The 20,951-nt window shown below is 64.4% G+C and carries 21 protein-coding genes; 7 read left to right on the top strand and 14 right to left on the bottom strand.

The features are described 5' to 3' along the window. Positions 1–368: 368 nt before the first annotated feature. Positions 369–2,777, top strand: a complete 2,409-nt coding sequence (locus ACREB4_RS07770) for a putative bifunctional diguanylate cyclase/phosphodiesterase (protein ID WP_431587643.1) — start codon at positions 369–371, stop codon at positions 2,775–2,777. A 125-nt stretch (positions 2,778–2,902) separates the two neighbouring features. Beyond that, entirely contained in the window at positions 2,903–3,712 is an 810-nt protein-coding gene (epsE, locus tag ACREB4_RS07765; protein ID WP_431587642.1) for a polysaccharide export protein EpsE, read from the top strand. Here the strand turns inward: epsE and ACREB4_RS07760 are convergent, their stop codons facing one another. Then, a complete protein-coding gene (locus tag ACREB4_RS07760; protein WP_431587641.1) occupies positions 3,713–4,978 on the bottom strand; it encodes an RsmB/NOP family class I SAM-dependent RNA methyltransferase in 1,266 nt (421 codons plus the stop codon). After that, a complete protein-coding gene (locus ACREB4_RS07755; RefSeq protein WP_431587640.1) occupies positions 4,932–5,990 on the bottom strand; it encodes a sterol desaturase family protein in 1,059 nt (352 codons plus the stop codon). The genes ACREB4_RS07760 and ACREB4_RS07755 overlap by 47 nt, the downstream gene beginning before the upstream one ends. Before the next feature lie 9 nt (positions 5,991–5,999). Between ACREB4_RS07755 and ACREB4_RS07750 the strand changes: the two genes are divergently transcribed. Both ACREB4_RS07750 and ACREB4_RS07745 read left to right on the top strand, forming a co-directional pair. Further along, on the top strand, positions 6,000–7,004 hold the full coding sequence (locus tag ACREB4_RS07750) for an AraC family transcriptional regulator (RefSeq protein ID WP_431587639.1): 1,005 nt from the start codon (positions 6,000–6,002) through the stop codon (positions 7,002–7,004). A gap of 8 nt (positions 7,005–7,012) precedes the next feature. After that, positions 7,013–8,041, top strand: coding sequence for a DUF2804 domain-containing protein (locus ACREB4_RS07745; protein WP_431587638.1), 1,029 nt, complete (start codon positions 7,013–7,015; stop codon positions 8,039–8,041). On the opposite strand, the gene ACREB4_RS07740 is transcribed toward ACREB4_RS07745, so the two are convergent. The 4 genes from ACREB4_RS07740 to ACREB4_RS07725 form a co-directional block, all read right to left on the bottom strand. Then, the gene (locus ACREB4_RS07740; protein WP_431587637.1) at positions 7,995–8,855 is read right to left on the bottom strand and encodes a nitrilase-related carbon-nitrogen hydrolase; all 861 of its coding nucleotides are present in this window, start codon (positions 8,853–8,855) and stop codon (positions 7,995–7,997) included. The genes ACREB4_RS07745 and ACREB4_RS07740 overlap by 47 nt on opposite strands. Before the next feature lie 86 nt (positions 8,856–8,941). After that, positions 8,942–9,406, bottom strand: a complete 465-nt coding sequence (locus tag ACREB4_RS07735; protein ID WP_431587636.1) for a nucleoside deaminase — start codon at positions 9,404–9,406, stop codon at positions 8,942–8,944. Positions 9,407–9,437: 31 nt separating this feature from the next. Then, a complete protein-coding gene (locus ACREB4_RS07730; protein ID WP_431587635.1) occupies positions 9,438–9,659 on the bottom strand; it encodes a hypothetical protein in 222 nt (73 codons plus the stop codon). A 34-nt stretch (positions 9,660–9,693) separates the two neighbouring features. After that, positions 9,694–10,263 (bottom strand): hemerythrin domain-containing protein, encoded by a 570-nt coding sequence (locus tag ACREB4_RS07725; RefSeq protein WP_431587634.1) that lies wholly within the window; start codon positions 10,261–10,263, stop codon positions 9,694–9,696. A gap of 161 nt (positions 10,264–10,424) precedes the next feature. On the opposite strand from ACREB4_RS07725, the gene ACREB4_RS07720 reads away from it, so the two are divergent. After that, positions 10,425–11,915, top strand: coding sequence for a flavin-containing monooxygenase (locus tag ACREB4_RS07720; RefSeq protein WP_431587633.1), 1,491 nt, complete (start codon positions 10,425–10,427; stop codon positions 11,913–11,915). On the opposite strand, the gene ACREB4_RS07715 is transcribed toward ACREB4_RS07720, so the two are convergent. From ACREB4_RS07715 to ACREB4_RS07690, 6 genes are all read right to left on the bottom strand, one after another. Further along, complete coding sequence (locus ACREB4_RS07715) at positions 11,902–13,626, bottom strand: ATP-binding protein (RefSeq protein ID WP_431587632.1); 1,725 nt, start codon at positions 13,624–13,626, stop codon at positions 11,902–11,904. The genes ACREB4_RS07720 and ACREB4_RS07715 overlap by 14 nt on opposite strands. A gap of 5 nt (positions 13,627–13,631) precedes the next feature. Then, a complete protein-coding gene (locus ACREB4_RS07710; RefSeq protein WP_431587631.1) occupies positions 13,632–14,666 on the bottom strand; it encodes an ATP-binding protein in 1,035 nt (344 codons plus the stop codon). Positions 14,667–14,673: 7 nt separating this feature from the next. Continuing rightward, a complete protein-coding gene (locus ACREB4_RS07705) occupies positions 14,674–15,078 on the bottom strand; it encodes an anti-sigma regulatory factor (RefSeq protein WP_431587630.1) in 405 nt (134 codons plus the stop codon). Beyond that, positions 15,062–15,442: an STAS domain-containing protein gene (locus ACREB4_RS07700; RefSeq protein WP_431587629.1), complete on the bottom strand. Its 381-nt coding sequence runs from the start codon at positions 15,440–15,442 to the stop codon at positions 15,062–15,064. The genes ACREB4_RS07705 and ACREB4_RS07700 overlap by 17 nt, the downstream gene beginning before the upstream one ends. A 9-nt stretch (positions 15,443–15,451) precedes the next feature. Next, complete coding sequence (locus tag ACREB4_RS07695; RefSeq protein ID WP_431587628.1) at positions 15,452–16,303, bottom strand: STAS domain-containing protein; 852 nt, start codon at positions 16,301–16,303, stop codon at positions 15,452–15,454. A gap of 132 nt (positions 16,304–16,435) precedes the next feature. Next, the gene (locus ACREB4_RS07690; protein WP_431587627.1) at positions 16,436–16,636 is read right to left on the bottom strand and encodes a DUF3606 domain-containing protein; all 201 of its coding nucleotides are present in this window, start codon (positions 16,634–16,636) and stop codon (positions 16,436–16,438) included. A 160-nt stretch (positions 16,637–16,796) separates the two neighbouring features. On the opposite strand from ACREB4_RS07690, the gene ACREB4_RS07685 reads away from it, so the two are divergent. Together ACREB4_RS07685 and ACREB4_RS07680 are read left to right on the top strand one after the other, a co-directional pair. Beyond that, the gene (locus ACREB4_RS07685; protein ID WP_431587626.1) at positions 16,797–17,630 is read left to right on the top strand and encodes a PaaX family transcriptional regulator C-terminal domain-containing protein; all 834 of its coding nucleotides are present in this window, start codon (positions 16,797–16,799) and stop codon (positions 17,628–17,630) included. A gap of 7 nt (positions 17,631–17,637) precedes the next feature. After that, entirely contained in the window at positions 17,638–19,287 is a 1,650-nt protein-coding gene (locus tag ACREB4_RS07680) for an isovaleryl-CoA dehydrogenase (RefSeq protein WP_431587625.1), read from the top strand. Positions 19,288–19,392: 105 nt separating this feature from the next. On the opposite strand, the gene ACREB4_RS07675 is transcribed toward ACREB4_RS07680, so the two are convergent. Next, positions 19,393–20,004, bottom strand: coding sequence for a YdeI/OmpD-associated family protein (locus ACREB4_RS07675; RefSeq protein ID WP_431587624.1), 612 nt, complete (start codon positions 20,002–20,004; stop codon positions 19,393–19,395). A gap of 4 nt (positions 20,005–20,008) precedes the next feature. Next, the gene (locus tag ACREB4_RS07670; protein ID WP_431587623.1) at positions 20,009–20,920 is read right to left on the bottom strand and encodes a LysR family transcriptional regulator; all 912 of its coding nucleotides are present in this window, start codon (positions 20,918–20,920) and stop codon (positions 20,009–20,011) included. Between the last annotated feature and the right edge of the window lie 31 nt (positions 20,921–20,951).

Below are 20,951 nucleotides of genomic sequence, written 5' to 3'. Positions count from 1 at the left end.
GGCTAGGCAGGGGTAGGCCACGCCGGGCGAATAGGCCAGCGACAGGTCGCGCTGGTTGGTCAGCGGTTTGGTGGGCGTGACGGCGATCTTTCCGCGCGATGGCAGGCGGTGGTATTCCAGCGCAGCGTCGGACAGGGATTGTTCGGCATCGGACAAAGTGGGCTTCGAGTCGCTCATGGCAGCAGGCAATCAGGGCACGGCAAGGGCGGCCATGGTAAGCCAATTGACTGGGGGCTGGACGCCCCGCGTCGTGAGGCATTCCCCTTAGTTTGCGGCCTGGCTGCTGAAAACCTGCCGCCAGGCCGCGCCACGCCTCAAGTTGAGCCTGTGGCGGCCGATGTTCCCTGGATGTTGCCCATGACCTCTCCATGACCGATCTGTCCGCGCGCCTGCCAGCCACACCGGCCCCGCCTCCCCGTGGTTGGCGCCAGCGTTTGGCCCCTTTGTGGCACGAGGTCTCGGCCAGCGAGCAGGTGGACGGGTTCAACGCCCGCCATTTCCGGGCCCGCCAGATCCTGGCCATCGTGGGCCTGCTGCCCATGGTCTTCATGGGCAACCTGGTCGCCACCGTCACCATCGCCGCGACCTTCTGGGGGCAGATGCCCTCCTGGGCGTTGTCGCTTTGGGTGGTGCTGGCCGTGCTGAGCCTGGTGGCGCTGGAAAAAGGCTTGCGCCAACTGGTGAAACCCACGGCGGGCAAGCCCGTGGCCGACCAGGGCGGCCTGCGTGGCGTGATTTGGGGCGTGGCGATCTTTGCTGCCATCTGGGCCGCCATCCCGGCCTTGATGTTCCCCATCACCGACCACCTGGGTCAGTTGCTGATCGCCTCGGTCCTGGTGGGCATGATGTGCGGTGGTGGCCTGATCCTCAGTTCCATCCCGATCGCGGCTTGCACGTATGTGCTGGTGATGGCGGGCGCCACGGTCCTGGCCCTGCAGCGTTCCATCTACATCAACAACGTGTCCTTGCTGGGCCTGTTGGGCATCTGGTCGGTCACGGTCATGGGCGTGACCATGGCCAATGCGCGCATGTTCTTCAGCCGCTTGCGGACCGAGGCCGAGGCCGACCGCCAGCGGCAACTGATCGACCTGCTGCTGCGCGACTTCGAGGAGCATGCCAGCGACTGGTTGTGGGAGATCTCGCCCACCGGGCATTTCCGCCATGTGTCCGCGCGCCTGGCGCAGTCTTTCGGCATGCCCCCGCGGCAGTTGGTGACGCAGTCTTTCAGCGAGCTGGTATCGGCCATGCTGCCACGCGAGCTGCCGGACGCTTTGGTCGCTTTCGAACAACTGCAGACCCACCTGCGCCTCGGACGCCCTTTCCGCGATCTGGAATTGCCGGTGCGCGTCGATGGCCAATTGCGTTGGTGGTCCCTGATGGCCAAGCCGCTGTTCGACGACCGTGGCCGTGCCGCGGGCTGGCGCGGCGTGGGCGCCGATGTCACCCAGGGCCGCATCGCCCGCGACGAGATGGCCCGCCTGGCCAATGTGGACGCCTTGACGGGCCTGGCGAACCGCCATTGCTTCAGCCTCGAGCTGGCCCGCGCCTGCGCTTCTTTCGAAACCTCGCAGCGGGGCTGTGCCTTGCTTTTCGTGGACCTGGACAATTTCAAGGGCATCAACGATTCGCTGGGCCACGCCGTGGGGGACCAGTTGCTGCGCAGCGTGGCGGCCCGGATCAAGGCCTGTGTGGCCCCCGGCGACCTGCTGGCACGCTTGGGCGGCGACGAGTTCGCCTTGCTGAGTTGGCAGGCGGGCGATGAGGCCTCGGCCACCGAACTGGGCGACCGCCTGCTGGCGGCCCTGGCCACGCCCTGCCAGCTGGAAGACGTGCGGGTCGAGGTGCGGGCCAGCATTGGCATGGCCTTGGCGCCGCGCGATGGCACCAGTCCCCAGGCCTTGCTGCAGAGTGCGGACCTGGCCTTGTACGCGGCCAAGGCCGGTGGGCGCAACACGCACCGGTTCTTCGAACCCTTGATGGGTGAAAGTGCCCGCGCCCGTGCCCGCATGCAGCAGGAACTGGGCGTGGCCTTGGCCGACGAGCAGTTCGCCGTGCACTACCAGCCTCAGATCAGCACCCGGACCGGGCAGGTGGTGGGCTTCGAGGCACTGGTGCGCTGGCAGCACCAGGAGCGCGGCCTGATCGGCCCCAATGAATTCATCCCCGTGGCCGAAGAAACCGGCCAGATCGTGCCCCTGGGCACCTGGGTGCTGCGCCAAGCCTGCCGCGCGGCCATGCAGTGGCCGGCCCCGATCCGGGTGGCGGTCAACCTGTCCGCCGTGCAGTTCCGCAGCCACTCCGTGGTGGACATCGTGGAGCAGGCCCTGGCCGACAGCGGCCTGCCGCCCGAACGCCTGGAGCTGGAGATCACCGAATCGGCGCTGATCGACGACCACGAAGGCGCGCATGCCACCCTGGCCGCATTGCGCAGCCGGGGCCTGCGCGTGGCGCTGGACGACTTCGGCACGGGTTACTCGTCGTTGGCCTACCTGCGCCGCTTTCCGATGGACCAGCTCAAGATCGATGGCATGTTCGTGCGTTCGCTGGCCACCGATCCCGATGCCCAAGCGGTCGTCACCGCCATCATCAGCCTGGCCAAGGCTTTGCGCCTGGAAACCACGGCCGAAGGCGTGGAGCACGAAGAGCAGCAGGTGATGCTGCGGGCGCTGGGCTGCGATCTGGTGCAGGGATTCTGGTTGGCCCGGCCCATGCCGGCGGCGGACGTCGCTGCATTTCTGGCGCGCACGGAACCTGTCCGCGAGATCAGGGTCTACTGAGCAGTCGTGTCCTGTACTTCGGGTTACTCAGTAGCCTCGGGGCAGGTGATACATTGACACGTTCGCAGGCGCCTGCATGGGGTCTGCCTCTACTCACTAGACACTTGACCAGAGGATCTTTCAACATGAAGTGGATGCGTCACATCGCGCAATGGCTGTTGTCCGTGACCCTGATGGCCGCTGGCCACGCTCACGCGGCAACACAAGGCGACTACGTGCTGGGTGCCGGGGACATCATCCGCATCACGGTCTTCCAGAACCAGGACTTGACACTGGACGCCCGCATTTCCGAAGCAGGCACCATTTCCTACCCCTTGCTGGGCACGGTCAAGCTGGGCGGTCTGTCGGTCTCCGACGCTGAAAAGAAACTGGCCGATGGCCTGAAGAGCGGCAACTTCCTGAAGCAGCCGCAAGTGTCCATCCTGCTGACCGCGGTCAAGAGCAACCAGGTCTCGGTGCTGGGCCTGGTGAACCGTCCTGGCCGCTATCCCCTCGAATCCGGCTCCAACCGCCTGAGCGATCTGCTGGCCCAGGCCGGTGGCATCGTGGCGATCCAGGGCTCCGACATCGTGGTGGTCTCGGGCCGCCGCAATGGCAAGCCCTTCCGCAAGGAAATCGACTTTCCCCAGGTCTTCGCGGCCTCTGGCACGACCGAGGATTTCCCCCTCGAAAACAACGACGCGATCTGGGTTGACCGCGCCCCCACCATCTACATCTACGGTGAAGTGCAGCGCCCTGGTTCGATGCGCCTGGAACGTGACATGAGCATGTTGCAGGCCCTGGCCTACGTGGGCGGTCTGACGCAACGGGGCACGGCCAAGGGCATCAAGGTCCACCGCCGCGACGCTGCTGGCGTGGTCCAGATCCTGGAGCCCGGCATCAACGACCGCCTCCAGGCCAACGACGTGATCTACGTCAAGGAAAGCCTGTTCTGATCAGGCTTTCTTTTCCCACACCGCGGCGAAGAAGCCGTCGGTGTGGTGCACATGGGGCCACAACCTGAGGTGGCCCGCCTCGGTCGTCAGCGATTCAGCCTGCGCGACCCCGCTTTGCTCCAGCACCTCGCGTGCGTTGAGCGGCAAAAACTCCGGATGTTCCGCCGTGAAGGCATCGGCCACGACCTCGTTCTCGCCGGGCATCAGGCTGCACGTTGCATAAACGAGCCGGCCGCCGGGTTTCAACAGGCGCGCCGCGCTGTGCAGAATCGCCTTCTGCTTGACCTGCATCTCTTCGACGCCCTTGGGGCTCTGGCGCCATTTCAGGTCCGGGTTGCGCCGCAGCGTGCCCAGGCCCGTGCAAGGCGCATCGACCAGCACGCGGTCGATCTTGCCCGTCAGGCGCTTGATGCGGTCGTCACGCTCGTGCGCGATCTGCGTGGGGTAGACGTTGGACAACCCGCTGCGCGCCAGCCGGGGCTTGAGCGCTTCCAGCCGGTGGCCTGAGATGTCGAAGGCGTACAGGCGGCCGGTGTTGCGCATCATGGCGCCCAGGGCCAGCGTCTTGCCGCCCGCGCCGGCGCAAAAATCGACCACCATTTCGCTGCGCTTGGCGCCGGTCAGCAGGGCCAGCAACTGGCTGCCTTCGTCCTGAACCTCGACGTGGCCGCCGGTGTAGAGCTCCATCTTCTGCAGCGCGGGCTTGCCGTCGATGCGGATGCCCCAGGGCGAGAATGGCGTTTCGCGCGCTGGGATCTCGGCGGCGGTCAGCGCTTCCAGCACGGCTTCGCGCTTGGATTTGAGCGGGTTGACGCGCAGGTCGAGCGGCGCGCCACCGGACATGGCTTCCACAAAAGCCCAGAATTCTTCCGGATCAAGCTGCTCGCGCAGGCGACCGGCCAGCCAGTCGGGCAGGTTGTGGCGCAGTTTGTCGGGCAGGGTGGTGCGGTCGATTTTCTTGACGCGGTCCAGCCAGGCGGCTTCATCGGGGTTGATGCCGAGCTTGAGCACGTGCTCCTGGCCCTGCCAGGCCAGCAATGTCAGGCGGCGGTCCATGGGGCCGAAGCCCGACTGGGCCAAATGCTGCCAGAGCAGTTTCTGGCGCAGCACGGCGTAGGCGGTTTCGGCCAGGGCGTGGCGCTCGCGCTGGCCCAGGTTCTTGTGTTTGCGGAAAAACAGCGATACCAGGGTGTCGGCCGGGGCGTCGAGCTTGAGGATGTCACGCAGCAGGGCGCCGGTGAGGTCGAGGAGGGCTTGGGGATGCATGGGGGGGATTATCCCTGGTGCGCCGCCATTCTGGGGGCGCCCACAGGTGCTTGAATTTTTCACCCCATGAACCGGCCTGGCGCATGTCGCGCAGCATGGCCACCCACTCGTGCACGTTCAGCCACACCAGGTTGTGGCCCGGCACGGGGTGGACCAGGCCGTAGTCGACAGCCTCTTCCTCGCGCACGAAGGTGCCGAACAGGCGATCGAACACGATCAGGGTGCCGCCGTAGTTGCGGTCGATGTAGGCCTCGTTGCGGCCATGGTGGGCGCGGTGGTGCGAGGGCGTGTTGAAGATGAACTCAATGGCGGGGGGCAGCTTGCCGATCCACTGCGTGTGCACGAAGAACTGGTACGCCAGGTTCAGCGACAGTGCGAACAGCACCCAGCGAGGCTCGAAGCCCAGCCACACCAGGGGTGTGTAGAACAGCCAGTTGCCCGCGAAGGTGTAGAACCAGCTCTGCCTCATGGCGGTGGTGAAGTTCATGTGCTCCGAGCCATGGTGGACCACGTGCGCGCACCAGAACCAGCGGATGCGGTGGCTGGCGCGGTGGAACCAGTAGTAGCAAAACTCCACGCCCAGGAACAGTGCCGCGAAGGTCCACGGCGTGATGTCGATGGTCCCCAAACGGTGGGCATGCACCCAGTCCATCGCGGGCAGCACGAAGGCCAGCACCAGCACGATGTCCAGCACCAGGTAGCTGCCGCCCACGTTCAGGCTGTCGAAGGAATCACGCCAGTGGTACACGCCGGCCGTCTTGCGAAAGCGCCACCACTCCGCCGCCACGAACAGCATGAACAGGGGCGACAACAGCAAGAGCAGCCAGTCGCGCCAGTCGCTGTGGGTGAGGAGGTCGGTCAGGTGAGGCAAGCTGAAGTGGGCCATGAGCAGGGCGGAGAAAAGCAGTGCGGGGATGGCCCGATGTTGTTCGCGCACCCCTGGTCTGGCTTGACGATCGCGGCCAGTTTCTTGACGAATCACGCCAATTTGCAAGCTGCTGGCTTGCGGCATGATGGCGGCATGAGCAATGCGCGCGTGGCGGCTTCGTATGTCCAGCTGCTGTACGAGTACCTGTCGAGTCGGGGCCATGACCCCGTGCGGGTGTTGGGCCCCTTGCCGGCGCAGGCCGGGCATTTCGTGCCCCTGCCGGCCTGGCAAGCCATGCTGGCAAGGGCGCAGACCTTGGATGCAGCCCCGGCGCTGGGCCTGCGCATCGCGCAAGGCATCAGTGCCCGCCACTTCGGGGTGCTGGGCTACGCGGCGCTGGCGTGCAACACCCTGGGTGATGCCTTGCAGCGGCTGGAGCGTTACCACGCCTCGGTCTACGACGTGAACCCGGCGCAGGTCCAGCCCATGGCGCAGGGCGTGTGCATCGAATGGGGCGTCGAGCGTGGCCGGCCTGGCGCCTTGGTGGACGAAACCGCCGTGGCCTCGCTGGTGCAACTGGCGCGCGACATGACGGGTGAGCCGCTGGCCGTGGCCCAGGTCGGCTTCGTGAACGCCGCGCCGGCCGACAAGGCACCTTACGAGCGCTTCTTTGGCGGGCCCGTCCTGTTCGAGCAGCCCACCACCCGCCTGGTGCTCGGCCTTCAGCACCTGGCCTTGCCTTTGCGCAAGTCCGATCCTGGTTTGCTGGCCCTGCTCGACGAGCAGGCCGAGCGCATCTTGCGCGACGTGGCCATGCCAGCTTCGGCCTCGGCGCCCGGTGATGCTTGGCGCGCCACGCTGGTGTCCCTGATCCGGCAAGGCCGGACCTCACTGGCGGACTTGGCCTCCGCCCACCACATGAGCGCCCGCAGCCTGCAACGGCGCCTGGCCGAGCAGGGCAGCAGCTTCCAGGCCTTGCTGGACGACACGCGCCACCGCTTGGCCTTGGGCTACCTGCGCGACCCGGCGCTGGAGCTGGCCGAGATCGCCCTGCTGCTGGGCTATTCCGAACAAAGTGCCTTCACCCGTGCGTTCCGTCACTGGACCGGCCTGGCACCCGCGCAATGGCGCAAGCAAAACGCCGCCGCCTCCCTATGATCGGGGCCATGCAGTACCTCCCTCCGGCACCCGACCAGGTCGTTCACGATGGCCATCCCTTGCAGGGGCGGTACGCCGGCCGCATCGACCGCATCGATTGGGCGGCCTTGCAGCAGGGGCCGCACGCGCGCTCCTGGCTGTGGCGGCATTGGCACCACAAGCGCTGGCAGTACGTGGGCATTGGCAATGCCGAAGTCTTCGTGGGCGTGGCCATCGTGGACCTGGGCTGGATGTGCACGGCCTTCGCCTATGCCTTCGACCGCGTCCGACACGAGGTCGTGGCCAACTGGCGGCAGGACGGCCTGCGTGGTTGGCAGGGGGGCGTGTCCGACCAGCCCGTGCATGGCGCCAAGGCCTGGTTCAAAGGGCCCTTCGCGCGTTTGCGCCTGGAACACGGGGCGGCCCCGGAAGATGGCGAGGCCGTCGATGGCGACATCCTGGAGTTGAGCGTTCGCACGCGGGCCATGAAAGTCCAGGTTGATCTCTCATTGGCCGGCGCGGCGCCCTTTTTGCTCGGCGTGGGCCCCGTGGTGGGAGGCGTGGCGCACGCCACGCAGAAGTCATCGGCCTTGCCGGTGAGTGGCTGGTTGAATGTGCGGGGACGCCGCTTCGACCTGTCCGACGCCGTGGCCTGCCTCGACAGCTCCAATGGCCTGCTGGCCCGCGACACCGATTGGCGCTGGGCTTGTGCGCACCGGGCCGACGTCGGCTTCAACCTGCAGCAAGGCTACTTTGGCTCGAACGAGAATGCCCTGTGGTTGGACGGCCAGTTGATCCCGCTGGCCGCGGCCCACTTTGAATTCGACCCAGGCCAGCCCATGGCACCGTGGAAAGTCCGCACCGAAGACGGCTTGCTCGACCTGGTGTTCACACCCGAAGGCGCCCGGCACGAAGACCGGAATGTGTGGATCGCCTCCAGCCACTACGTGCAGCCCGTGGGCACCTTCGCGGGATGGGTCAAGGCCTCGCCCGAGGCCCGGCCACGCGAGGTCAGCGACCTCCTGGGCGTGACGGAAGACCACCGCTCGCGCTGGTGACGAATCTGAACAGGTGTGCCGATGACGAGGCACCTGATCGGGCATCGCGCAGCATGCGCTGGCTCAGTTGCGCGTACTGGATGCCGTAACTTTCCTCGCCGCATTCGCCCAGCGTTTGACCGTCGAAGCCGATGATGGCCGAGTGGCCCAGGTAGGTGTACACGCCGTCGAAGCCCGCGGCATTGGCCACGGCCACATACGTGGGGTGGGTGCGCGCCATGGCTTGCGATGCAAGGTCGGCTTGGGGTGGCAAGGCGCCCGTCTGCACGAGTCCCTGACAGCGCACGACGAGCTCCGCGCCTTTTGCGGTGCAGTCCCTCCACAGGTCCGGGTATTGGCCGTCGTGGCAGACCAGCAGGCTCACCTGCATGCCCTTGGGACCCATGGACACCAAGGGTTGGCTGTCAGGGGCCTTGCGGTACTTCTGGACGATCTCTCCCTGCGCATTCATCAGGATGAGCGCGCTGCAGGGCGCCCGGTGCGGGGCACCTTCATGGCGTTCGCTGGTGATCGAGAAAACACCCCAGACGCCGGCATTGCGGCAAGCCTGGGCGAACACCAGGGTCTCGTCGCCAGGGATGCCGATCGCGGCTTGCCTCATCTCCTCATCGGTGCGCAGCAGGCCCTGCGTGCTGTACTCCGGAAAGACCACCAGGTCCAGGCCCGGCAGGCCGAGCTTCAGGCCCTCGATCATCTGGCGGATCTTGTGCGCGTTGGCCAGGACATCGGCCGGGCCATGGAGGGTGGGCACCTTGTAGTTGACCACCGCGACGCCGACCGTGTCATCGCTGCAGGGAATGTCACCGAGGGGCATGGCGGCCTTTGGTTTGCCGAGTGATGCCCCATTCTGGGAAGGACCCGTGCCGGGCGGAATACGTCGTTTGACGTAAGGTCTGCCGCTCAGACTGGCAGTTGCAAGGCCGACACGGCCTCGGCTTGCAGCAGCGGGCCTTCGACCCGCACCGCTGGCCGGCAACCGGCCAGCACATCGGCGCAACGCGTCGGCAGCGAGCCGCCTCCCAATGCCGCTTCGATGTCCGGCGTCGTGGCGCCATAAACCACCCTGCCGATGCCTGCCCAGAACATGGCGCCCGCGCACATGGCGCAGGGCTCGCCGCTGGCATAGACCGTGGCGCCTTGCAAGGCTTCCGGGGCAAGCTGGGCGGTGGCTTCGCGGATCAGCACGACCTCGGCGTGCCCTGTGCAATCCTGCGTGGTGACCTGGTTGTTCTGGGCGGTGCAGAGCACCCGGCCATCATTCACCAGGCAGGCGCCAAAAGGCATGTTGCCCGCAGCCCGGGCCTGACGCGAAGCCTCGATCGCCAGGCGCATGCAGGCCATGTCATGGTCGTTGAAGGACATCATGGTCTCCTTGGTTCATGTCGGTGGTGGTGGCTCAAGGCAGTTTGCCGTCGACACCTTCGACGTACCAGTTCATGCCCCACAAGTCGGCGTCCCGGATGGCTTGCCCAGCGGCGATCTTGAGGGCGCCAGCCTGGTCCTTGACCGGGCCGGTGAATGGCTGGAACTGGCCCCCCACGATCGCGGCCTTTTTGTCGGCGAAGCGCTTGACCACCTCGGCCGACAGCACGGGGTTCAAGGCCGCCAGTTCGATCATGCCTGAGCCGTTACGTGCAAGAGGTGTCGAGCCCTTAAACGCGGCGGTCCAGCGCGCGCTTGGCCAGGTAAATGCCGACGGCCAAGCCACCTGCGGCGGCCAGCGCTATGCCCACCTGGCGCAGGCTGGGCCGGTTCAGCACCAGGCGGCGCGTGCGCATCTTGACGCCCAGCTTGCTCAACTGATCCTGCAGCAGGCGTTCGGCTTGCGGCAGCAGCGAGGCCTCTTCATCGACCATGTGGCGGATGAAGGTGTCCTTGAGCGTCAGCACCGTGTCGTCGTAACGTGTCGCGGTGGGGCGCATGGCGCGCAACTGGCCGATCAGGCTATGCATCTGATGGTGCGCGGCTTCGCTTTTGGCCAGGGCGGCTTCGTCGGCGTCCAGGGCACGCAAGGCGGGGTAGAAGATTTCATCCTTGAGCTGGGCCTGGGTTTCCAGCGCCTGGCCCACCGTGTCCACCAGCTTTTGTTTGGCCTCGGGCGACGCGTCGGCGTCGTATCCGTGGAAAGCGTCCGCCACTTGGGCGTGGTCTTCGCGGATCATGTCAGTGATGGTGTGCGAGGAGTGAAAGGCGGTCAGGTTCATGGCGGTCTCCAAGGTCATGGGTGTGTCCTTGTGAAGGTGGCAATCCGCGTTCCCCGGATTGCAGGGCCCCTGGGCAGGGGGTATTCCTCATTTGACAATAGTCATTTCCAGATATAAAGTGCACACACTCGTTATCACATCGCAGGCAGGCGCTGAACCTGCCCCACGGAGACTTCCACATGGCTGAACATTTTGACGTCCTGATCGTGGGCGCTGGCTTGTCGGGTATCGGCGCGGCCCGCCATCTGCAGACCCATCTGCCCAACAAGAGCTTCGCCATCCTGGAAGGCCGCGACACCAGCGGTGGCACCTGGGACTTGTTCCGCTATCCCGGCATCCGTTCCGATTCCGACATGTACACCCTGGGCTACAACTTCAAGCCCTGGACCGAGCCGCAAGTCATTGCCGACGGCGACCGCATCCGCAACTACATCAAGGAAACGGCCCGAGAAAACAACATCGAAAGCAAGATCCGTTGCGGCCACAAGGTGGTTTCGGCCGACTGGAGCAGCGAGTCCGCCACCTGGACGCTGACGGTGCAAAAGACCTCTGGCGAAACCGTGCAGATGACATGCGCCTGGCTGATGATGTGCTCCGGCTACTACAACTACGAAGAGGCCTTCACGCCTGAGTTCAAGGGCCGTGATGACTTCAAGGGGCAGATCGTGCACCCGCAGTTTTGGCCCGAGAACTTCGACTACAGCGGCAAGCGCGTGGTGGTGATCGGCTCTGGCGCCACCGCCATCACCCTGATCCCGTCGATGACCGACAAGGCACAGCACGTGACCATGCTGCAGCGCACGCCCAGTTATGTGGTCTCGGTGCCGCAGTTCGACCCGATGGTGCGCTTCCTGCTGAAGTTCCTGCCCGAGATGACGGTCTACAAGATCAGCCGCGCGCGCAACAACTTCATCACACAGTCGATCTTCAAGCTGTCAAAGAAGTACCCGAACTTCATGCGCAAGGTGCTGCTCAAGCAGGTGAAGATGCAGGTGGGCCCGAACTTCGACATGAAGCACTTCACGCCGCCTTACAACCCCTGGGATCAGCGCCTGTGCGCCGTGCCCAATGGCGACATGTTCAAAGTGCTGCGCAAGGGCAAGGCCTCGGTGGTGACCGACCACATCGAGCGTTTCACCGACAAGGGCATCCTGCTGAAGTCGGGCAAGTTGCTCGACGCCGACATCATCGTGACGGCCACTGGCCTGAACATGCGTTTGTTCGGCGGCATGACGATGACGGTGGATGGCAAGGCCATCGAGATGAACCAGCACATCTCCTACAAGGGCCTGATGTTCAGCGACATTCCCAACTTCTCGAACACCTTCGGCTACACCAACGCTTCCTGGACGCTCAAGGCCGATTTGATCGCCGAGTACGTTTGCCGCCTGCTCAAGCACATGGACGAGACCGGCACCCGCATTGCCGTGCCCGAGCGCAATGACCCCAGCGTCAAGCCTGTGCCTTTGCTGGACATGAGTTCGAACTACGTGGCCCGCGCCGAGCACTATCTGCCCAAAGGCGCTGACCGCGCGCCGTGGAAGCTGTACCAGAACTACAAGGCGGACACCGAGCAACTGCACAAGGGCAAGCTGGAAGATGGTGTGATGGCTTTCCGCAAGCCGCACGCGGTGGGGGCCAAGGCCAAGGCATCGCTCAAGGTGGCTTGAGCGCCAGGCGGGTTTTTGAAGCCAGCAGGTGAAGAATCTCCTGCATCAGAGTCAACGGTGACAAGGGCTTGGCGCAGTGGGTGTCGAATCCAGCCCGCAGCGCTTGTTGTTTGTCCTGCTCGCGCGCAAAGGAAGTCAAAGCGATCGCGGCCAGGCGCTGTCCTTCGCCGCCTTGGCCGAGCAACTCCGCCTCAAGCCGCCGTACCTCACGGATGAGCTCATAGCCGTCTCGACCAGCCATGCCGATGTCACTGATCAACAGATCTGGCTGAGCCACCTTGAGCAGCTCCAGCGCCTCGGTCACGCCAGAAGCCGCGCTCACCGTGGCGCCCCTGTCCCGCAAGATGATCTGCAGCATGGTGTTGGCGTCCGCATCGTCGTCCACCACCAGGAGCTTGAGGCCGGACAGCGGGTGGCTTTGATCAATCGGCTCAAGCCTGCTGCTGTCCGTGTCGGCCAAAGCAATCCGATCGGCCTGCCCTGTGTCGGTCGGCAGCCACAGTTCGAAGGTGGTGCCTTTGCCCAAGCCTTCGCTTCTCACCGACACCTCGCCACCGTGCGCTTCAACCAGTTGCTTGACGATGGCCAGGCCAAGCCCCAGGCCCCCAAGTTGCCTGTTGGTCGCGGCATTGCTTTGCGAAAAACGGTCGAACACAAACGGCAGAAAATCGGCGGTGATGCCTTGCCCGGCGTCGATCACGTGGACCCGCAAGCCGAGGGCTTCTTCCTCCAACGCGACGACAACCTTGCTGCCGTGCGCTGAGAACTTGATGGCATTGGTGATCAAGTTCCAGATCACCTGCTGCATCCTGGAGGCGTCGGCACTGATGGCCCGATACGGGGGCTTGGTCCGAATCTCCACCTGCACCGACTTCTCTTCAAACAAAGGCCGCAGCGCATTCACGGCCGAAGTGATTTCCTCAACGGGATCGATCAACTCGAACAACATGGGCAGCTTGCCCATGTTCAGCCGGGACATGTCGAGCAAATCGCTGATCATGCGTCCCTGCGTCTTCCCGTTGCGCTCGATGGCCGCGATCCCCTTCATCGTCTCCTCGGTCCCGCCCCGCTTTCTCAGCAAATGGGCCCAGCTCAGGATGGCGTTGAGGGGCGTTCTCAATTCGTGGGACAACACAGCGATGAAGTCGTCCTTCATGCGGTTGATCTGCTCAGCTTCGCCACGCGCAACGCGTTCGCTTTCCAGCCGCTCGATGCGTTGCTTTTCAAGCTCGATCCGGGCAGAAACATCGGTGGCCACCACCATGGTGGTGCCGGGCTCAATCTGAGCCGAGACATTCCACTCAAGGTAGACCAACGATCCGTCCGGGCGAAACATCGGAAGCTGCTGAGCGATCGGCGCTGTCGCGGTGTGGGCGGAAAACGCGTCGATGCTGCGGGCCCACTCCGAGGGTGCAAAGCCACTCAGCTGGTGGTTGACGACTTCTTCAAAGGTTCGGGACAGGAGCTTGAGCATGGCGGGGTTGGCATCGACGACCAAGCCAGCATCATTCACCAAGGCGATGCCGCTGGGCGCTTGCGAGTAGATCGTCAGGAATTTCGACTCGCTGCGTTGAGAGGCGATCCGCAGTTGCTCTGCCTGGACGTCCAACTCGGCGTACAAGGCCAGCACACCGCGGTTTGTTTCGTCCAGCTCCTCTTGCAGCAATTGCAACTGCTGCTTCGTGGCTTCCAGTTCGGTCTCTGTCCGCATGCGATTCAACCGTCTTGCCGCTTGAGCACGACGACCGTGGCGTCATCCCGGCCTCGGCAGTGGTCCTTGATGAGCCAAGCCGCGATCACCGTGGGGTGGTGCTGAAGGATGCCCAAGGCCGCGCCCAGGCTCCACCGCGTGGTCAAGCCATCGGAGTGAAGAACGAAGACCGCGTGCGCGTGCCACTCGCACTGCATGTCTTGCAATCGCGGGATCTGTACGCCGACCGTCCCGTGTTGGGAGGCGAGCGACCGGTCCGCCAAACCCGAAATCAACCGACCCGCGATGTTGCCCGCGCCGGAAAAAGAAACAGTCTCGCTGTCGCCATCCAGGGTGGCCATGAGCACTGCTGCGCCTCGGGTCATGCGCAAAGGTGCATGCATCCGGCCGACGACACCGCTGGGTGTTCCCAGCGGATCTGTGTCGAACACGGCAATCGCGGCTTTGGAGGCCTCCATGGCAAAAGGACCATGGCCCAGCCCGTCGGCGATCACCACGCCAGCTCGACCACCATCCTGGGCGGCGGCCCAGGAATCGCCACACACCACCTCGCCAGGAGCGGCCACGGCAATGGCGCCGACCAGGAAGCGCTTGACATGGCGCTCACCATCGAGCGTCGAGCCCACACCGCTTTTGGCGGCCACACGCGCCATGACCACCGTGCCAGCGCCTGGCAAGGAAAAGATGTCGAACTCGGTGGACAGGCGGCGCACGGCCCCCAGTCCGGAACCAGACGTTCCACCGGTCGAGTAACCATCGACCATGTTGGTGGCGACGTTGGCCATGCCGGGGCCAGCATCCAGCGACACAAGCTCGACCTTGGACTCGCCCTCGTCTTCAATGATGGCGAGCAGCAGCCGGCCTTGGCGGGCGTGCCTCACCAGGTTGGTGGCCAGTTCGGTGGCCACCAGCGCGACCCGGCCCGCGGCCACCTCGTCAAACCCCAGTTGCTCGGCCAGGCGCACAGCGGCTCGCCGGGCCTCGCCAATCTGGCTGGATTCGAGAACGTCGAATGACTGATGGCATGCGGGCGCGACCATCAATCCCTCATTTCCAACGGGTGATGCTGACGCACGTGCCCACGCCGACAGCCGTGCGGATGTCGAACTCGTTGACCAGGCGCTTGCTGCCGGTCAAGCCCATGCCCATGCCCTTGCCGGAGGTCCAGCCATCGGTCATGGCCAGGCCCATGTCGGGGATGCCGGGGCCCTGGTCTTCGAAGTGAAGGCGCAGGCCGTTTCGAAGCCCTGCGCTGATGAGTTCCCAGCGCATGTCACCACCGCCGCCGTACACCAAGGTGTTCCGCGAAAGCTCACTGGCGGCGGTGATCATCTTGGTCTGGTCGACCAGGGAGAACTTCAGCTCCTGGCAGAGTTTTCGAACCACTTGGCGGCAGAGCACGATGTCGAGCTCGACCCGCAAGGGCAGGGTGCCTTCAGAGTTCGCTGTCATGACCACGGCCCTTCATCGACAAAGACAGCATGTGCATGCCTCTTTCGACATTCAGCGCGGTACGAACACCTCGTAGTGACAGGCCCAGCTCAACCAAGGTGATGGCGACGGCTGGCTGCATGCCGACCACGACGGTGACGGCATCCAGCACACGGGCGATGCCCGAGATGCTGGCCAACATGCGGCCGATGAACGAATCGACGATCTCGAGGGCGGAAATGTCGATGAGCACGCCATGGGCGCCAGTCGCTTCGATCTTGGCAGCGAGGTCGTCTTGCAAGGCCAGGGCGGTTTGGTCCTGCATGTCCACCTGGATGGTGACCAGCAGGCAAGCGCCCATTTGGAGGATGGGGATCCGTTCCATCGTGGCCGATCAGGCTCGGGGCTTCGTGACGACGTAGCCTGTCGTCTTGAGCGCGAGGGACAAGGCATCGGCCAGGGTGGCTTTGGTGGTGATGCCTTGCAGATCGATGCCCAAATGAACGATGGTCTGGGCGATCTGCGGGCGGATGCCACTGATGATGCATTCGGCGCCCATCAAGCGGATGGCCGTCACGGTCTTGAGCAGATGCTGCGCCACCAGGGTGTCTACCGTGGGCACGCCGGTGATGTCGATGATGGCCAACTCGGAGCCGGTATCGACGATGCGCTGAAGCAAGGTCTCCATGACCAACTGGGTGCGGTTGCTGTCCAGTGTGCCGATCATGGGCACAGCCAGAACACCTTCCCACAGCTTGATCACCGGGGTCGACAGTTCCAGCAGTTCCTGCTGCTGCCGATTGATGATTTCTTCGCGGGTGCGCTGGTAGGTGTTGATGGTGAACTGCGCCATCTTGTCGACCAGGGTGGACGTCCACCAGATCGCACCAACCAAGGCATTCACGTCGTTTTGGAAACTGCCCTGGAGGCGGGAGAAGAAGGGCTTCTTCATCGACAGCACGAACACGCTGGTTTCGCCTGCCGAGGCGCCTTGCGCGGCCCGGGCGGCCGACAACTCGCTCAGCACCTGGCGCAGCGCGTCCCAGGCCTTGTCTTCAAACCGTTCCGGTTCAGCATCGGCCAGGATGCCTTCCAGAAAACCTTTGAGCACCTTTTTGGCATCGGCCGTGCGGCCTTGCTCTGAGCCTTTGCTGGAACCGAGGTTCGATTCCGCGAGCCATTCGCTCAGAACCTGCTCTTGCTCGGATTGCACGATGGCGGCAATGGCGCTGTTCTGAGACTTCATGTTGACCTGACATTGGGCATGCCAAAGTTGGCAACAAACGGGGTCAGTATAGGTGTCGTTCCTTCATTTCGAATCCTCAGGCACCCAGATCCTGGATCCGGGTGCCTGTCGCGGGGCACGGCCGACAGCTGGTCAGGGCGTTTGGCTGGCAACCCTTTCGCTGTTGCTGGTGGAGCGGCTCCCCTTGAGGTGCAGCTCTACATCATCGGGGTGGTCTCCGACTTCGGCAACCGCGTCGCGGATTTGCTCCGCTGTGGCGTTGAATTTCTGAGCCCATGTGGTCAATGCTTGATCGCTGCTCACGTCGATGCGTTCGATGGGGTTTGTGGACATGCTGCCCTCCGGGTTGGTTGTCGATGCGCTGATTTGGCAATCTCTGTGCCTGTGGGGACCTTGGCGCTCATTCCCGGTGGTTGCTACAAACATAGGAAAAATATGGTTGACAATGAAACGATTCAAATGGCAACATTAAATGTCATTTCACGTTACAAACATGTCCGATCCCATCAATCCCAAGCGCCTGATCCTCAACCTGCTGCGCGCTGCAGGCGGCGCCCCCTTGAGCAGCAGAGAGGCTGCCACAGCCTGCGCGCTCTTCGGCATCCGTGAAAGCGCTGTCCGCGTGGCCTTGGTCAGGCTATCGTCGGCGGGCCTGATCGAGGCAGAAGGTCGTGGGAGCTATCGGCTCGGATCGCAAGCCGAGCCTCTCGCGGAAGACGTCTCCCATTGGCAGGCGGCTGAAGCCCGCGTGTGCGATTGGGATGGCGGCTGGCTGATGGTCAGCACCGGTGGCCTGGGCCGAAGCGATCGTCCGGTGCTCAACGCCCGCAATCGTTCGCTCGCCCTGGGGGGCTTTCAAGAACTGGAGCCCACGCTTTACCTGCGTCCAGACAACCTGGTGGGGCATGTCGTCACGGCAAGAGAGCGCCTTCACAAGCTGGGCCTGGATGACAGCGCACCGGTCTTTTCTGTCCGTGATCTGGATGCCCGCCGTGAACAACTCGCCAGGCAACTGTGGGACGGCGCTGCACTGAATGCCAGCTACCAAACCGGCCGCAAGAAGCTGGAGAACTGGATGAATCGTTCCAGCAAGATCGACCTCGATGTGGCCGCCCGCGAGTCGTTTTTGCTGGGCAATGAGGCCATTCGCCAGTTGGTCTTCGACCCGATGTTGCCCGAGCCGCTGGTCGCCGTTTCGGCGCGCCGCGAGTTCACCGAGGTTGTCAAAGCCTTTGATCAATTGGGGCACACGATCTGGCAGCGTTTGCTGTCGCGTGTCCCTTCCTCTGGCCGCCGTCCATCGGCAGATCAGCCAACCACCCATTGAATCCGCCATGAGCCTCAAAGCCCCATTCCTGACGCACGATGTGCACAACGTGCCCGAGCCCATGCCGGCCTACAACGCGTGGACCAGCGACCCCGCCCTGCGTGACGCGGTCGAACGCGAAGGTGGCGCTTGGGCCGCCGAGCAACTGACCGCTTACGGTGCAGCGACCGGTGGCGACTTGATGGAACTGGGCAGGCTTGCCAACGAGAACCGTCCCAAGCTGCGCAGCTTCGATCGGTATGGCCGGCGCCTGGACGAAGTGGAGTTCCACCCCGCGTACCACGAAGTCATGCACCAGGCCATGAAGCACGGCGTGCACAGCTTCTCCTGGCAGCACGAAGACAAGGTCGGTGCGCACGTCGCGCGTGCGGGTCTGGTGTACTTGGGCGCCCAGCCGGAAGCGGGCACAAGCTGCCCTTTGACGATGACCCATGCGGCCGTTCCCGCTTTGCGGGCCGCGCCCGGTTTGGCGGAAGCGTGGATACCACGCGTCACCGCCACTGAGTACGATCAACGCTCTTTGCCATTCAGCCGCAAGACCGCGGTCACCATCGGCATGGGCATGACCGAGAAGCAAGGCGGCTCCGATGTGCGCGCCAACACCACGCGCGCGCACGCCCAAGCCGATGGCAGCCATGAACTCGTCGGGCACAAGTTCTTCTTCTCTGCACCCATGTGCGATGCCCACCTGGTGCTGGCACAGGCCCAAGGTGGACTGAGTTGCTTCCTGGTGCCCAGGCTCCTGGCCGATGGCTCGCTCAACGCCGTGTACATCCAGCGCCTCAAGGACAAGCTTGGGGATTGGAGCAATGCTTCGTCCGAGGTGGAATTCCTTGGCGCGACCGCCTACCTGGTGGGCCCCGAGGGGCGCGGTATCCCCACCATCCTGGAAATGGTGGCGCTGACCAGGCTGGACTGCATCCTGGGCTCGGCCGCGCTGATGCGCCAAGCCACGGTGCAAGCCTTGAACCACACCACGCAACGCGCGGCCTTTGGTCGAAAGCTGATCGATCAACCCCTGATGCGCAATGTGCTGGCCGACCTGGCCCTGGAAAGCGAGGCCGCGGTGGCCCTGGCCATGCGCGTGGCCCGCGCGGTGGATGCCTCTGCCCGTGACCCGCAAGAGGCCGCCTTGGCCCGCCTGGCCACCGCCGTGGGCAAATACTGGGTGTGCAAGCGCACCCCGGCTTTTGTCAACGAAGCGCAGGAATGCCTGGGGGGCGTGGGCTACGTCGAAGAAAACATCATGCCCCGCCTGTACCGCCAGGCACCACTGAACTCGATCTGGGAAGGCAGTGGCAATGTCCAGTGTCTGGATGTGCTGCGCACTTTGCAAAAAGAGCCCTTGGTGCGCGATGCCTTGGTCGCCGAACTGGCCTCTGCCGGCAAACAGCACAAAGCCTTTGAACAGCATGTGGGCTGGCTCTACCAAGCATTTGAAGATGCTTCGACGCTGGAGCTGAGAAGCCGCCTGGTCGTGGAACAGATGGCCCTCGCGCTTCAGGCCGCGGTGCTGATCAAAGCTGGCAATGCGGCCGTGGCGGATGCCTTCTGCCGATCACGCCTGGACCTGGACCGTGGCATGACCTTCGGCACCCTGGGTGTGCAGACACCGTTCGATGAACTGATCGCGCGTGCGACACCCGACTTGAATTGAGCAGCACGAGGCACCCATGCTTGGCATCGAGAAACTCAGCGTCGTTCAGATCATGGGGCGTCCTGCCAACTCATTCAGCCATCCAACGGCCCACACCCTTCCCGTTCAGTCCTTGGCCTCGACCTTGGGCTTGAATACATGGACGGTTTCACCGCGGGCGAGCATCTCCACGAGTTGGGCGATTCGCCTCGCGCGCGTCTCGGGCTTCACGGCCGTTTGAATGCGCCACAAGACCGCATAGCGGTTGGTCGCGTTGATCGTCGAGAAGAACGCTTTCGCCATCGGTGCCGCGTCGAGCGCCGCGATCAGGTCTTCAGGGACCACGGCGGTGCGGGCGCCGTCGTACGCCCGCGCCCATCGGCCGTCGGCCTTGGCGGCCTCGACCTGCGCGAGGCCTGGTGCCTGCATTCGGCCGGCCTTGGTGAGCGACGCGACCTTGTCGACATTGACTTTCGACCAGATGCTGCGCGCACGCCTGGGCGTGAATCGCTGGAGGAAATGCTGCTCGTCCAAGCCTCTCTTCAGACCGTCGATCCAGCCCCAGCAGAGCGCGATCTCCACCGCTTCAAGGTAGGTGACGGTGGCATCAATGGCACCGCGCTTGGCGATCTTGAGCCACAGGCCGGCGGACGTGGCGTGGTGCTGTTTCAACCAGGTTTCGAACGCTTGGGCGTTCTTGAACAAGGTGGGGGTGTCAGCAGGCTTGTCGATGGGCATGTGCTTAACCCGCTCCATGGGCCCGCGCACGGACGAAGTCCACGAACGCCCGCAAGGGCGCGGGCAGCAGCTTGCGGCCTGGGTAGTAGAGAAAGGGCCCAGAGAAACTCGGCCACCAGTCGGCCAGCACGGGTTCCAGGGCGCCGCTGTCCAGATGGGGCCGCAGCCAATCCTCGAACAGGTAGACCACGCCAGCGCCGCTGATGGCCGCATCCACGGCCAGATCGGCGGCGGCCCCCAGGCGCACCACCATGCGGGGCACCGGGTCCACCCGCACCGATTCGCCACCGCGTTCGAACTCCCACGGCGGCATGGAGCCGCTGGCGAAGCGCCCGCGCAGGCAGGCGTGCGTCAGCAAGTCGCGGGGGTGCGCTGGGCGCCCGCAGCGCTCCAGGTAGGCGGGCGAGGCGGCGGCCGCGAAGCGTTGGATGCGCGGGCCAATGGGCACGGCCACCATGTCTTGTTCCAGGCGCTCGTCGTAGCGGATGCCCGCGTCGCAGCCGCTGGCCAGCAGGTCCACAAAGCCTTCCTCGGCGATGACGTCGAGCTGGATGTCAGGGAAGGCCTGCAGGAAGTCTGGCACCAGGGCGGGCAACACCAGGCGCGATGCACTCATGGGCACGTTCAGGCGCAGGGTGCCAGCAGGTTTGTCGCGAAACCCGTTGACCACGTCCAGAGCGTCCTCGACCTCGCTGAGCGCCGGACCCAGGCGTTCCAGGAGGCGCTGACCAGCTTCCGTGGGCAACACGCTGCGGGTGGTTCGGTGCAGCAGGCGCACGCCCAGCTGGGTTTCCAGCCGCCGCACGGCCAGGCTCAGGCCCGAGGCGCTGCCGCCGCTGGCCCGAGCGCCTTCGCGGAAGCCCTTGGTGCGCGCCACCGCCAGGAAAGCATCGAGGTCACCCAGGTCGATCTTCATTGTTTCAAATCCTGCACAGCCCGTGCTGATT

Origin of the sequence: Aquabacterium sp. (assembly GCF_050725395.1) — a bacterium.
Taxonomy (GTDB): Bacteria; Pseudomonadota; Gammaproteobacteria; order Burkholderiales; family Burkholderiaceae_C; genus Aquabacterium.
Note: the sequence above shows the minus strand (reverse complement) of the source record. Positions and strands in the feature narration are given on the sequence as shown.

Coding starts and splice junctions, on each gene's coding strand:
- ACREB4_RS07770 (WP_431587643.1), top strand. CDS start 369: ATGACCGATCTGTCCGCGCGCCTGCCAGCCACACCGGCCCCGCCTCCC.
- epsE (WP_431587642.1), top strand. CDS start 2,903: ATGAAGTGGATGCGTCACATCGCGCAATGGCTGTTGTCCGTGACCCTG.
- ACREB4_RS07760 (WP_431587641.1), bottom strand. CDS start 4,978: ATGCATCCCCAAGCCCTCCTCGACCTCACCGGCGCCCTGCTGCGTGAC.
- ACREB4_RS07755 (WP_431587640.1), bottom strand. CDS start 5,990: ATGCCGCAAGCCAGCAGCTTGCAAATTGGCGTGATTCGTCAAGAAACT.
- ACREB4_RS07750 (WP_431587639.1), top strand. CDS start 6,000: ATGAGCAATGCGCGCGTGGCGGCTTCGTATGTCCAGCTGCTGTACGAG.
- ACREB4_RS07745 (WP_431587638.1), top strand. CDS start 7,013: ATGCAGTACCTCCCTCCGGCACCCGACCAGGTCGTTCACGATGGCCAT.
- ACREB4_RS07740 (WP_431587637.1), bottom strand. CDS start 8,855: ATGCCCCTCGGTGACATTCCCTGCAGCGATGACACGGTCGGCGTCGCG.
- ACREB4_RS07735 (WP_431587636.1), bottom strand. CDS start 9,406: ATGATGTCCTTCAACGACCATGACATGGCCTGCATGCGCCTGGCGATC.
- ACREB4_RS07730 (WP_431587635.1), bottom strand. CDS start 9,659: ATGATCGAACTGGCGGCCTTGAACCCCGTGCTGTCGGCCGAGGTGGTC.
- ACREB4_RS07725 (WP_431587634.1), bottom strand. CDS start 10,263: ATGACCTTGGAGACCGCCATGAACCTGACCGCCTTTCACTCCTCGCAC.
- ACREB4_RS07720 (WP_431587633.1), top strand. CDS start 10,425: ATGGCTGAACATTTTGACGTCCTGATCGTGGGCGCTGGCTTGTCGGGT.
- ACREB4_RS07715 (WP_431587632.1), bottom strand. CDS start 13,626: ATGCGGACAGAGACCGAACTGGAAGCCACGAAGCAGCAGTTGCAATTG.
- ACREB4_RS07710 (WP_431587631.1), bottom strand. CDS start 14,666: ATGGTCGCGCCCGCATGCCATCAGTCATTCGACGTTCTCGAATCCAGC.
- ACREB4_RS07705 (WP_431587630.1), bottom strand. CDS start 15,078: ATGACAGCGAACTCTGAAGGCACCCTGCCCTTGCGGGTCGAGCTCGAC.
- ACREB4_RS07700 (WP_431587629.1), bottom strand. CDS start 15,442: ATGGAACGGATCCCCATCCTCCAAATGGGCGCTTGCCTGCTGGTCACC.
- ACREB4_RS07695 (WP_431587628.1), bottom strand. CDS start 16,303: ATGAAGTCTCAGAACAGCGCCATTGCCGCCATCGTGCAATCCGAGCAA.
- ACREB4_RS07690 (WP_431587627.1), bottom strand. CDS start 16,636: ATGTCCACAAACCCCATCGAACGCATCGACGTGAGCAGCGATCAAGCA.
- ACREB4_RS07685 (WP_431587626.1), top strand. CDS start 16,797: ATGTCCGATCCCATCAATCCCAAGCGCCTGATCCTCAACCTGCTGCGC.
- ACREB4_RS07680 (WP_431587625.1), top strand. CDS start 17,638: ATGAGCCTCAAAGCCCCATTCCTGACGCACGATGTGCACAACGTGCCC.
- ACREB4_RS07675 (WP_431587624.1), bottom strand. CDS start 20,004: ATGCCCATCGACAAGCCTGCTGACACCCCCACCTTGTTCAAGAACGCC.
- ACREB4_RS07670 (WP_431587623.1), bottom strand. CDS start 20,920: ATGAAGATCGACCTGGGTGACCTCGATGCTTTCCTGGCGGTGGCGCGC.